Here is a 12,000-nt window from a genome sequence, read left to right as displayed (position 1 = left end):
AAAAGGATTCGAAAGAAGCTGTTAATGGAGGTCAGTTACATGATTACACAGAACAGCAGATGAAGACGGTTCTTGAAGATGCGAAGAAATATACGGATGATCAAGTCAATAGTTTTGTCAATAATGGCGTTAACGAGGCGAAATCGTATACGGATATGAAGTTTGAGACGTTAAATTATGCTATTGAGGATGTCCGCAAGGAAGCAAGACAAGCAGCAGCGATTGGTTTAGCGGTGTCCAACTTACGTTACTATGATATACCAGGATCTTTAAGTGTTTCATTTGGTAGTGGTTTGTGGCGCAGTCAATCCGCATTTGCTATTGGGGCTGGTTATACATCTGAAGATGGAAATATTCGCTCGAATGTATCTATTACGAGTGCTGGAGGTCACTGGGGGATAGGTGCAGGAATTACTCTGAGGTTGAGATGATAATAGAAAAAATGGCTGTTATTGTAAAAAAGAGAAGTATGTTAGTAAAGGTTCTGTTTGCTCTTGCCTTAATAGGCAAGAGCGAAAGCTTTGCTAACGAGAACAATAATATTTATACAGTGCATCCACCGCACTTATCGATACCTAAGGGAGAACCTGGTGAAACACGTCGAATTATTATGCAGTTTTATGACTGGACTTTGATTTGTGACGAAAAACAAAAGCTTAAACATAAGCAAGGTATATGTAATGTAACACAGACTGTTCATGATCAAGAAGGAAATACCATTTTTAGTTGGTCTCTTGTGTCTACGACAAGTGGTCAAGCAGTGATGCTTTTTCGAACATTACCAAATTCTGATATAAATGTTCCGATTCAAATGTTTGTAAAAGGTGTTAAAAAACCTGTTCTTATTCATTATACGCAATGCAATGAAACCGTTTGTTTGGCACAATCGCCTGTAGGTCCGGTTTTGACTAAACAAATAGAGCAGGACAATAAAGTACGTATTTCCTATAAACTTAAAGAAGGAAAGGTATTTTCTTTTACTGTACCATTTAAAGGGTTAAATGCGGCACTTAATTCTTTACGTCCTTAGAATCCATCGAGTATTTTTAACAAGAGTCATTTTTTCATAAATCGTTGTATTATATTTTTGAGTGTAAATTATAAGGTCAAATAAGTAAGAATTTTTATATAATATGACATCGAGCTGATTTATTGGAAAGAGTGAGAGTTTTACGAATATAAAGTCACAATAAGTTCTTTATATGTAATAGAAAATAAAGTTAGCATTTTCCATAAAGCTTAAAGAGTGATTTCGTGAGTTATTAGAAGTAAAAAAGATTAGAAATACTCGATTTAAAATAATTAAAAAGATAGCTTCCTTATAATAATAAGTAGGCTAAATTCTTTTTTAAAGCTTTAAATGGATTTTTAGAGCGGTCTGATTAAGCATTAATATTTTTCAGATAAATTTATAATCCTAGAGAATTTTTTGAACGATAGTTTTAATTGGTATTCACAAAATAACAGCTATTGTAATTGCATTTTGTAGTATTATGGAACTTTTATTCCAGCATAATCAAAGCCATTTCATTGCATACAACAAATAAGGCTCGTGTGTGGATAACGAGATTGAAAAAAAGAAAAAATTTTTTATAAACCGTACTAATGTATAGGTTGTTGTGACCTTAAGAGTCAGAAAATAGTATGATAATGTAGGTTTGTTAAAATAGAAGTGTGCTCCGTGTAAATGGTATAAAGAAAAGAGCAAAATTTATAAAAATTGATGCGAACGTAAACGATAAATTTATAGTTTTAAGTTCATAAAGAGAAGCATGATTTCACGGAAACAACCAAAAGATTATACAAAAATCTGAATGATGCTAGTTTAGAAAATTTTAATGATAGGCAAAGAAAGAATGATTTCTTGTATTTATCATTTGATGCTGCATTATTGCTTTATTTAGGAATGAGAAGAAGAGTTTTCGCGTTTATTTATTGGGGGGAACGCTCAAGGGATAAGAGAAATGACCCCGTTAAATTATGGTTCAAAAGAGTTAAAGCGAGGAGAAATATACGATACCAAAGCAGATCAGTTGTATGATCAGTGCGGTAGTAATGCAAATAATCGTTCTGCATTGTCACGAACAGAAGCATACTCTGTTTTTGTTGATATAAAGAGACAACAGAGAAAAAAACATTATGAACAGAAACAGGCTTTTGTTCAATCTGAGACAGCTTTTGAGTTTCATAGTCAGATAATGATAGGTGCTCAAAAAACAAAAAAACTCAAAGCGCCTTTTCTTCGACGGTTTCCTCCAGTAAAGTCCCCACCTCTTTATGCAGCACTTGATCTCGGAACGAATAATTGTCGTCTTCTTATCGCATCTCCTAGTAAACCTGGATATTTTCGTGTTGTTGATGCTTTTTCTCGTATTGTAAGATTGGGAGAAGGTTTAATAAATAATGGTTTTCTTAATACACGAGCTATGGATCGTGCGATTGAAGCATTAAAGATTTGTCATTTAAAGCTAAAACAAAGGCATATTAAGCGTTATCGCTTGATTGCAACAGAAGCTTGTCGTTCTGCAGAAAATGGTAAACATTTTATTCAGCGTGTTTTGGAGGAGACAGGTCTTGAATTGGAAATTGTTGATCGGCAAACAGAAGCGCGTTTTGCTGTTACAGGGTGTAGTACACTTGTTGAACCAAATACTGACGCAATTGTGCTTTTTGATATTGGAGGGGGATCATCAGAAATTGTGCTACTTGATGTTTCTCAAAAGCGTTCTTTTCGTTTAGCTAGACAAATTATTGCTTGGACTTCTCTTCCTGTTGGTGTTGTTACGCTCGCTGAACGTTTTGGAGGGAATGATATTAGCTTAGACGATTTTGAAAAAATGAAAAGCTATGTGCGAGGGTTATTAAATAATTTTTCAGATCGTCATAAATTAGGAGAGTTAGCGCAAGGTTCGAAGTTTCATCTTTTGGGAACCTCCGGTACGGTTACGACTTTAGCAGGAATGTATCTTAATTTAGAGCGTTATGATAGGAAAAAAGTGGATGGCATTTGGATGAATGATGCAGACATTACTCTTATGACACAACGCCTATTATCATGGGATATAGAAAAACGTGTCGTAAGTCCTTTTATTGGGCGCGAGAGAGCAGATTTAGTTTTAGCTGGTTGTGCAATTTTAGATGTTATTCGGGAAGTTTGGCCAAGTCAGCGTTTAAGAGTTGCTGATCGTGGATTAAGGGAAGGAATTTTGATAGAGCTGATGTTACGCGATGGGGTATGGTGTCGTCATAGAAAAAGCGGAGATTTCAAGCGTTAGAGAATTAAATATAATATGGAGACAATGAATAACGATGAAAAAAACAACAAAAACACCGAGGGGTGGCTACGGAGGTTCAGGGTCACATGAATTATATCAGCGCGTAAAAAAGAAAGCAGGAACCATTAAAGCTTCATCACGACGATGGTTAGAGAGGCATCTGAATGATCCTTATGTCCATCAATCAAAAGTAGATGGTTATCGTTCGCGTGCGGCTTATAAACTCATTGAAATTAATGAGCGTTATAGGTTTTTGAAAAAAGGTCAAAAGGTTATTGATCTAGGAGCAGCACCTGGGGGATGGTGTCAGGTGGCTGAGCGTATAGTAGGGTCAAGTGATGAAGATCCTAGCATTGTTGGTATTGATTATTTACATGTTGATCCATTGCCTAGAGTTGCCATGTTGGAAATGGATTTTTTGCATACAGATGCACCGCAGAAATTAATTGAAACTTTAGGGACAAAACCGGATGTGGTTCTTTCTGATATGGCAGCGCCAACAACAGGTCATCGTCAGACGGATCATTTAAGAACGATTTATTTATGTGAAGTTGCGGCTGATTTTGCTCTTTCGGTTCTTAAGCCTGGGGGACATTTTTTAGCAAAGGCTTTTCAAGGAGGAGCAGAAAACACTCTTCTCACGATACTAAAACAGCATTTTAAAAAAGTCTATCATGTTAAACCGCCTGCAAGCCGATCAGAATCAGTAGAGCTTTATCTTCTAGCACTTGAATTTAAGGGAAAAACAAAAATACAAGAATAGCACCTTCTTTTAAGAAGATTTAACTTTACTTAACCTATTTAGATGTGATGATTTTTTTCTCAAAGAGTTATCGGCGATATTGACAGTTTTTCTGTTATCAATGATGAAAAACTGGTAAAACTAATGTATTGCCTATAGAGGTAGAGAGATTGATTCCTCAGAGAGTGCTTCCAATGAAATTTCTTGATCAAGCTAAGGTTTATATTCGTTCTGGTAATGGAGGTTCTGGAGCAGTATCATTTCGTCGTGAAAAATTCATAGAATTTGGGGGACCTGATGGGGGGAATGGAGGACGGGGTGGTGATGTTTGGGCTCTTGTTGTTGATGGGCTTAACACGCTGATTGATTATCGCTACCAACAGCATTTTAAAGCAAAAACAGGGGGGCATGGCAAAGGTCGTAATATGACAGGTGAAAAGGGTGACGATGTCATCCTTAAGGTTCCGGTTGGGACGCAAATTTTTGAAGAAGATAATACAACGTTAATCTGTGATTTAACGGAAGTGGGACAGCGCTATCGTCTTGCAAAAGGAGGGAATGGCGGTTTTGGTAATCTTCATTTTACAACATCGACAAATCGGGCACCGCGTCGTGCAAATCCAGGTTTGGCTGGAGAAGAGCGCGCAGTATGGCTTCGCTTGAAATTAATTGCTGATGCTGGGCTTGTTGGTTTACCGAATGCTGGAAAATCAACTTTTTTAGCTTCTGTAACGGCTGCAAAACCAAAAGTTGCAGATTATCCTTTTACCACTCTACATCCTCATCTTGGTGTTGTACGTATTGATGGTCGTGAATTTGTTTTGGCTGATATTCCAGGATTAATTGAAGGAGCGCATGAAGGTGTGGGAATCGGAGATCGTTTTTTAGGACATGTAGAACGTTGTCGCGTACTGCTTCATCTGATTTCTTCTCAAGAAGAAGATGTAGCAAAAGCATATCAAATTGTGCGTCATGAACTTGATGCATATGGAAATAATTTAAGTGATAAGACTGAAATTGTCGCTTTAAGCCAGATAGATACTCTGACAATTGAAGAGCGTAAAACGAAACAAGAAGCTTTGCAAAGAGCTGCGGGTCAACCTGTTATGATGTTTTCTGCGGTTAGCCGCGAAGGTTTAGAAAATGTGCTGCGGGCTGGTGCACATATTATTGAAATGTCACGCAAAGAGGAGATCAGTGGGGATAGCAAGGTTGATTGAGATGGCTGTTGGATCGCAAAAACTTACACACTATAAACGTATTGTGGTCAAGATTGGATCTGCCCTTTTGGTTGATCCTCAGACAGGTTTACGGGTTGAATGGCTTAAAAGCTTGATCAGTGATGTTGTTGAATTGCACAAAAAAGGCGTAGAGATATTGTTGGTGTCTTCAGGCGCTATTGCTTTAGGAAGGACATTGCTACAGCTTCCTAAGGGCGTTTTGAAATTGGAAGAAAGTCAGGCATGTGCTGCTTTGGGGCAAATTGAGTTAGCAAAAACCTATGGTGATGCGCTTGCTCAACATGGGCTCAAAACAGGCCAAATTTTGCTCACTTTATTTGATACGGAGGAGCGAAGGCGTTATCTCAATGCACGTGCAACGATTGAGATGCTTTTATATTTGGGAGCTGTGCCTGTTATTAATGAGAATGATACTGTTGCAACAACTGAAATTCGTTATGGTGATAATGATCGTTTAGCTGCACGTGTGGCAACAATGGTGAGGGCAGATCTTTTAATACTTTTATCTGATATTGATGGTCTTTATACAAAGTCTCCCCATAGTGATCCTACGGCTGAATTTATACCTTTTGTTGCATCCATTACGCATGATATCGAAAAAATGGCAGATGTTGCTGCTTCAGAGTTTTCACGGGGAGGAATGAAGACTAAGCTTGATGCCGGAAAAATCGCTAATGCTGCTGGAACGGCGATGATTATCACCTCAGGAAAGCGTATGAATCCCCTTGCTGCAATTGACAAAGGTGAACGCAAGAGTTTTTTTGCGGCAAGTAAGAAATCTGTCAGTGCTTGGAAAACATGGATTTCTGGTCATTTAGATCCATCTGGTGTTTTGACGATTGATCAAGGAGCCATTAAGGCTCTTGAAACAGGAAAATCGTTATTAGCTGCAGGGGTTATTGCCGTTGAGGGAAATTTCCAGCGTGGGGATACGGTTGCAATTGTTGATACAAATGGAGTTGAGATTGCGCGTGGACTTATAAGCTATGACAAAGATGAGGCTGTACGCATTATAGGACATAAAAGTGAAGAAATTGAAGCTATTCTTGGGTATGAGGCGCGCTCTGCTATGGTGCATCGTAATGATATGATTGTACGTTGCTTGACCAATTCTGTTTAAAAAAGTTACTTTTGTTTTTATTGTTTTGGCAGAGTGGATGATACGATGACTTTAGAAGAACAAATGAAAGATATGGGACAAAAAGCACGTTATGCCGCTGCAGCGTTGGCTGTTGCTTCTTCTGAGCAAAAGAACAATGCATTGGAAATGATTGCTTTAAGTCTAGAGGCTCAGTCAGATGAAATTTTACGGGCGAACTGTCAAGATTTAGAGAATGCTGCTCAGAATAATTTGAAAGCTGCAATGATTGATAGGCTAAAATTAGATGACTTGCGTTTACGTGCAATGATAGACAGTGTTCGCCAAGTTGCTCGTTTATCTGATCCTGTTGGACAGGTCATGAGTGCGTGGAAACGTCCAAATGGGCTTCATATAAGTCGTGTACGAACACCCCTTGGTGTGATTGGTATTATTTATGAAAGTCGTCCAAATGTTACAGTTGATGCGAGTTCTTTGTGCTTAAAAGCAGGCAATGCTGCGATTTTGCGCGGTGGTTCGGATAGTTTTCATTCTTCTCATGCTCTTCATGTAGCTTTGGTACAAGGTTTAGAGCGCTCTGGTTTACCCAAAGATGCTATTCAAATGGTTAGAACGACAGATCGCGCTGCCGTTGGGGAAATGCTCAAAGGATTGGATGGAGCGATTGATGTGATCGTACCACGTGGTGGAAAAAGCCTTGTTGCCCGCGTTCAGTCTGATGCACGTGTTCCAATTTTTGCTCATTTGGAGGGACTTTGTCATATTTATATTGATAAATCGGCAGATTTAGCTATGGCACGCAATATTGTTTTAAATGCAAAGTTGCGGCGGACAGGGATATGCGGCGCTGTTGAGACAGTTCTCATTGACAGCCAAGCATTAAAAAAGTTTCTTCCTGTTTTAACTGCTTTACAGGAGAAGGGGTGTGAAATTCGTGCCACAGAAGATATTGTTTTTCTTATGCCAGATGTCAAATTAGCTTCTGAAGAAGATTGGTCGCATGAATATCTTGATGCTATTCTTTCTGTTAAAACGGTTGAGGGTGTTGAGGGAGCCATTTCTCATATCAAGCGTTATTCATCAGGACATACGGAATCGATTATTGCTGAGGATTTGGAAGTGGTGAAGAATTTTTTTAATCATTTAGATTCAGCTATTTTGCTGCACAATGCGTCCACACAATTTGCTGATGGAGGTGAATTTGGTTTTGGAATGGAAATTGGTATTGCAACAGGAAAAATGCATGCACGTGGCCCGATAGGTGTTGAACAGCTAACTTCATTTCAATATCATGTTAAAGGAAATGGTCAGGTTAGAGCTTGAGAACACCATTTTTTCCATGGAAAAATTGTATGCCACATGTTGAAAGATCCAATGTTGTGGGTCTTTTTGGTGGTTCCTTTAATCCACCGCATGCAGGGCATCTTCTTGTTGCAAAAATTGCCATTCGGCGTTTGCATCTTGATCAGTTATGGTGGATGATCACTCCAGGAAATCCTTTAAAGGATCGTACACAGTTGCTCTCTTTAGAGGAGAGAATGCAATTAAGTTTTAGACTTATTGACCATCCGAAAATTCGCTTAACAGGTTTTGAACAGGCTATAGGGAGCAAAGTATCAATAGATACAATTTTTCATATTCTTACCCATTACAGTGGCGTAAATTTTGTATGGATTATGGGGGCAGATAGTTTTACGACGATACATCATTGGTATCGATGGCATGATATCGTTTCTATGCTTCCTATTGCGATTATTGATCGTCCTTTAGGCAATCGGTCGGCACTTTCTTCGCCTATGGCACATATTTATCGTCGTTTTCGTTTGGATGAGAGAGAAAGTAAGCGATTACCTTTTATCAAGCCACCAGTTTGGACTTATTTGCATGGACCTTTATCTTTTCAATCTTCAACAAACCTGCGTTTAAAAAAGAATGATTTTTCTTGAACATTTCATAAGATTCTGCTTCTCTTTAGAGAAATCTCTTTTTAGATTCCACAATGATAAGAAAGGATATTGATCTGAAAAATATTGCACATAAACACTCTTACGATAGTATGCCTTCAAAAGAAAAAAAAGTTTTTTCTGTTAGAGAGAGTCTTGAAGTTATTCTCAAGAGCTTAGAAGATACAAAAGCAGAAGATATTGTTGCTATTGATATTCGGGGGAAGTCATCTTTGGCTGATTATATGGTCATAGCTTCAGCAAATTCGCAGCGTCATGTATCGTCTGTTGCTGATCATTTATTACATACTTGGAAAGATAGTGGGCAGGGGCTTGCGCGTGTAGAAGGGCTTGCTGGAGGTGACTGGGTATTGATTGATACAGGTGATATTATCATTCATCTTTTTCGTCCAGAAATTCGTCTTTTTTATAATTTAGAAAAAATATGGATGACTCCGGATTTAAACGATACAGCTTTGCTTCTCTTCGGAGATCATTAAAATGCAAATTTCTATTTTTGCGGTTGGTCGTATGAAAAGTGGGGCGGAGCAAAAATTAGTTCAGCATTATTTGGATCGTTTTTCTAAAATTTCTGGAGTTGTAGGCTTTCATTTAAAAAAGTTACAAGAGATACCAGAAAGTCGTGCTCAAACAGCGTGTCAACGTATGGAGGAGGAGGGAAAAAGACTTATTGAATTTTTACCTGAAAAATGTCGATTAATTGTGTTAGATGAGCGTGGAGAATCGATTTCTTCAACTTCTTTTTCTGAAAAATTGAGGTGTTATCGTGATGAAGGCATTCGAGATGTCGTCATTGCTTTGGGAGGACCTGATGGACATAATGAACAAATAAGGAAGCATGCTGATTTTCTTTTATCTTTTGGTTTGATGACGTGGCCACATCAAATTGCACGTATTCTTCTTACAGAACAACTTTACCGCGCTGTGACAATCGAAAATAATCATCCGTATCATCGTTTTTAATATTTTTGTGCAATTTTTAGCACTTATTTATATATTTATTAATATTGTTTTAGCTGACACCATTTAAAGCATCTCTAGTGTATACGATGAGGTGTCATGGTTGGGCAAATGAAAAAGCTTCTTCATAGAAAGATGCTATATTTATATGGGGAGTGCGTGATATTTGTCATTTTGCTCTTGAGTATGTTTTTTTGCTTTTCTGTATCGCATGCGGAAGATACAATGAGGAGTACGGAAGCACATAAAGAATTAGGAGAAATTCGCCAAAACATTTCACTTTCGCGTGAGCGTGTTGCTTTTCTTACGCATCAAGTTGAGCATTTAAAAAAAGATCAACGTGTTTTGAGTGATGCACTCATAAAGGCGGCTAAAGAAGAACGTACAGTAGCAGATGATATTGCTAAAAGGGAAGAAAAGCTTAAAAAAATGATAGAAGAGCGGGTACAAGTCTATCAAAGTTTAAAAAATCGTCGCACTGAATTTGCGGAAGTTCTTGCAATTTTGGAACGTATGGGATTGAATCCACCTCCTGCTCTTATGATACAGCCAGAGGACGCGTTGGCTTCTATACGTAGTTCTGTTTTATTAGGTACTGTTATTCCTCAGATGCAAGAGAAAACACGAGATTTAACACAGAAACTCAAGGAGTTGACCAATTTGAGTAATTCCATTACTACGGAATATACGGCATTAAAGACAAAACTGCAAAATCAAGCAGAGCAGCGAAAACGTCTAGAGCTTTTATTAGACAAAAAAAACAAACTACAAAAAAAATCAGAAAAAGAACTGACAGAACAGCAACAAAAAAATATTGCTCTTGCTAAAAAAGCGCAGTCTTTGGAAGAATTGATTTTAGAGCTCGACCGTCAGTCAAAACTTAGCTCTGATGCATCAGTACAGGTACGGAAAAGTTTGCAATTGTTAGAACAGTCCAATTTTGAAAGCCGAAAAGGTTCTTTACTTTTTCCTGTTTCAGGAAAAAGAATACATCACTCTAACAAAAATTCGCAGATTACGCGCTTTGGTGAAACGATAGAAACAGAGTCAGGAGCTGTTGTTATATCACCTGTAGATGCTTTTGTTGCTTTTGCTGGGCCATTTCGTTCTTACGGACAGTTAATTATTCTCAATGTTGGAAATGGTTATCATATTATTCTTACTGGAATGTCGAGAATTAATGTAAAACAGGGGCAGTTTGTCCTTTCTGGTGAGCCTCTGGGTATAATGGAGATGCAATTTATTTCAAACAGTGTTGCATTGGATATAGGAAAAACTTCTCCAATGCTTTACATTGAGTTTAGAAAGCAGGGAAAACCTGTAAATCCAACTCCTTGGTGGCAGACTGAAAAAATAAGAAGGAGCCAAAATGATTCGTAAAGTTATTCTTTTGGTCGCTGGGGTATTGCTCGGCGCCTGTTCAATGATTATGGTGCAGTCTGTTGCTGCGAATAATGAAGATAATGCATATAAAAAGCTAGCTATATTTGGCGATGTTTTTGAGCGCGTGCGTATGCAGTACGTTACAGTTCCAGATGATAAAAAGCTTATTGAAAATGCTATCAATGGCATGCTCACATCACTGGACCCTCATTCATCTTATTTGAATGCTGAAGAAGCCAAGGATATGCGGGATTCTACGAAAGGAGAGTTCGGAGGTCTTGGTATTGAGGTCACTATGGAAAAAAACTTGATTAAAGTTGTTTCACCAATGGATGATACTCCCGCTTCAAAAGCAGGTATTTTAGCAGGAGACCTTATTTCAAAAATTGATGATGTACAAACGAATGGTCAAACATTGAATGAAGCTGTTAATAAGATGCGAGGTGCTCCTGGAACACCAATTACCTTAACAATTATTCGTTCTGGCGTTGATAAGCCATTTGAAGTGAAGATTGTTCGTGATATTATCAAGGTAAAAGCGGTGAAGTATCGGGTTGAGGGCGATATTGGATATTTAAGGGTTATCCAGTTTTCTGAGCAGACATTAGGTAATCTTCTGGCGGCAATTAAAGATATCCAATCTAAAATTCCTGAAGATAAGCTAAAAGGTTACGTTCTTGATTTGCGACTTAATCCTGGTGGGCTTTTAGATCAAGCTGTTAATGTTTCGAGTGCTTTTCTCAATAAAGGTGAAATTGTGTCGACTCGTGGGCGCAAAAAGAGTGATGTGACAAGATTTGATGCGAAGCCAGGTGATGTTATCCATGGAAAACCGCTCATTGTCCTTATTAATGGTGGTTCGGCAAGTGCTTCTGAAATTGTTGCGGGTGCATTACAAGATCATCGTCGTGCAACAATTTTAGGGACGCAGTCTTTTGGTAAAGGATCTGTTCAAACAATTATTCCTTTGGGTGAAAATGGAGCTTTACGCTTAACAACAGCACTTTATTACACGCCATCTGGCACTTCTATTCAAGGAACAGGGATCACGCCTGATATTATTGTAGAACAACCACTCCCTGAAAAATATAAGGGTTATGATGTAAAAGTCGGTGAGTCTACATTAAAAGGACATATCAAAGGAAAACGAGAGAGTAATAAAGGATCTGGTTCAGCTGCTTTTGTTCCGAAAGACCCTAAAGATGATATTCAATTGAATGAGGCCTATAAGCTGTTACGAGGTGAAATGGCAAATGCAGCATTTCCACCAGATCCCAATAAGGATGTGTTAAAGTGAGAAATGATATCTATAGCTTGCGATTTTGAGGAATATTAA

At 38.2% G+C, this 12,000-nt stretch carries 12 protein-coding genes; all 12 read left to right on the top strand.

All coding sequences use genetic code 11. From position 1 onward, the window contains the following. Positions 1 to 431: YadA-like family protein (locus ACFIJ8_RS06155; RefSeq protein WP_375628504.1), on the top strand; the 431-nt coding region annotated here is incomplete at its 5' end. Next, positions 428 to 1,030, top strand: a complete 603-nt coding sequence (locus ACFIJ8_RS06150; protein ID WP_273787751.1) for an invasion associated locus B family protein — start codon at positions 428 to 430, stop codon at positions 1,028 to 1,030. The genes ACFIJ8_RS06155 and ACFIJ8_RS06150, both read left to right, overlap by 4 nt. A 934-nt stretch (positions 1,031 to 1,964) precedes the next feature. Then, positions 1,965 to 3,275, top strand: coding sequence for a Ppx/GppA phosphatase family protein (locus ACFIJ8_RS06145; RefSeq protein WP_273787752.1), 1,311 nt, complete (start codon positions 1,965 to 1,967; stop codon positions 3,273 to 3,275). 34 nt (positions 3,276 to 3,309) lie between these two features. Further along, a complete protein-coding gene (locus tag ACFIJ8_RS06140) occupies positions 3,310 to 4,038 on the top strand; it encodes an RlmE family RNA methyltransferase (RefSeq protein ID WP_375639214.1) in 729 nt (242 codons plus the stop codon). A gap of 173 nt (positions 4,039 to 4,211) precedes the next feature. Next, positions 4,212 to 5,237 (top strand): GTPase ObgE, encoded by a 1,026-nt coding sequence (gene obgE / locus ACFIJ8_RS06135; RefSeq protein ID WP_273787754.1) that lies wholly within the window; start codon positions 4,212 to 4,214, stop codon positions 5,235 to 5,237. A gap of 1 nt (position 5,238) precedes the next feature. Beyond that, positions 5,239 to 6,378 carry a glutamate 5-kinase gene (gene proB, locus ACFIJ8_RS06130; protein ID WP_375639213.1) on the top strand — a complete coding sequence of 380 codons (1,140 nt, stop codon included), beginning with the start codon at positions 5,239 to 5,241 and terminating at the stop codon, positions 6,376 to 6,378. A gap of 45 nt (positions 6,379 to 6,423) precedes the next feature. Next, complete coding sequence (locus ACFIJ8_RS06125; protein ID WP_375628642.1) at positions 6,424 to 7,680, top strand: glutamate-5-semialdehyde dehydrogenase; 1,257 nt, start codon at positions 6,424 to 6,426, stop codon at positions 7,678 to 7,680. 29 nt (positions 7,681 to 7,709) lie between these two features. Next, entirely contained in the window at positions 7,710 to 8,303 is a 594-nt protein-coding gene (locus tag ACFIJ8_RS06120; protein WP_273787757.1) for a nicotinate-nucleotide adenylyltransferase, read from the top strand. A gap of 53 nt (positions 8,304 to 8,356) precedes the next feature. Beyond that, on the top strand, positions 8,357 to 8,800 hold the full coding sequence (rsfS, locus tag ACFIJ8_RS06115) for a ribosome silencing factor (protein WP_375639212.1): 444 nt from the start codon (positions 8,357 to 8,359) through the stop codon (positions 8,798 to 8,800). Position 8,801: 1 nt separating this feature from the next. Then, positions 8,802 to 9,284 (top strand): 23S rRNA (pseudouridine(1915)-N(3))-methyltransferase RlmH, encoded by a 483-nt coding sequence (gene rlmH, locus ACFIJ8_RS06110; protein ID WP_273787759.1) that lies wholly within the window; start codon positions 8,802 to 8,804, stop codon positions 9,282 to 9,284. Between the two features lie 96 nt (positions 9,285 to 9,380). Continuing rightward, positions 9,381 to 10,661: a murein hydrolase activator EnvC family protein gene (locus ACFIJ8_RS06105; protein ID WP_375639211.1), complete on the top strand. Its 1,281-nt coding sequence runs from the start codon at positions 9,381 to 9,383 to the stop codon at positions 10,659 to 10,661. Next, positions 10,651 to 11,961, top strand: a complete 1,311-nt coding sequence (locus ACFIJ8_RS06100) for a S41 family peptidase (RefSeq protein WP_273787761.1) — start codon at positions 10,651 to 10,653, stop codon at positions 11,959 to 11,961. The genes ACFIJ8_RS06105 and ACFIJ8_RS06100 overlap by 11 nt, the downstream gene beginning before the upstream one ends. The last annotated feature ends 39 nt before the right edge of the window (positions 11,962 to 12,000 follow it).

This window comes from Bartonella sp. MF74HXZ (assembly GCF_042194445.1).
Lineage (GTDB): Bacteria > Pseudomonadota > Alphaproteobacteria > Rhizobiales > Rhizobiaceae > Bartonella > Bartonella grahamii.
This window is presented reverse-complemented; position numbering and strand designations above follow the sequence as displayed.

What these genes read in the sequence shown, in the direction of transcription:
- ACFIJ8_RS06120 (WP_273787757.1), top strand. Translation starts at nt 7,710, where the DNA reads ATGCCACATGTTGAAAGATCCAATGTTGTGGGTCTTTTTGGTGGTTCC.
- ACFIJ8_RS06140 (WP_375639214.1), top strand. Translation starts at nt 3,310, where the DNA reads ATGAAAAAAACAACAAAAACACCGAGGGGTGGCTACGGAGGTTCAGGG.
- proB (WP_375639213.1), top strand. Translation starts at nt 5,239, where the DNA reads ATGGCTGTTGGATCGCAAAAACTTACACACTATAAACGTATTGTGGTC.
- ACFIJ8_RS06125 (WP_375628642.1), top strand. Translation starts at nt 6,424, where the DNA reads ATGACTTTAGAAGAACAAATGAAAGATATGGGACAAAAAGCACGTTAT.
- ACFIJ8_RS06100 (WP_273787761.1), top strand. Translation starts at nt 10,651, where the DNA reads ATGATTCGTAAAGTTATTCTTTTGGTCGCTGGGGTATTGCTCGGCGCC.
- rsfS (WP_375639212.1), top strand. Translation starts at nt 8,357, where the DNA reads ATGATAAGAAAGGATATTGATCTGAAAAATATTGCACATAAACACTCT.
- ACFIJ8_RS06105 (WP_375639211.1), top strand. Translation starts at nt 9,381, where the DNA reads ATGGTTGGGCAAATGAAAAAGCTTCTTCATAGAAAGATGCTATATTTA.
- ACFIJ8_RS06150 (WP_273787751.1), top strand. Translation starts at nt 428, where the DNA reads ATGATAATAGAAAAAATGGCTGTTATTGTAAAAAAGAGAAGTATGTTA.
- obgE (WP_273787754.1), top strand. Translation starts at nt 4,212, where the DNA reads ATGAAATTTCTTGATCAAGCTAAGGTTTATATTCGTTCTGGTAATGGA.
- rlmH (WP_273787759.1), top strand. Translation starts at nt 8,802, where the DNA reads ATGCAAATTTCTATTTTTGCGGTTGGTCGTATGAAAAGTGGGGCGGAG.
- ACFIJ8_RS06145 (WP_273787752.1), top strand. Translation starts at nt 1,965, where the DNA reads ATGACCCCGTTAAATTATGGTTCAAAAGAGTTAAAGCGAGGAGAAATA.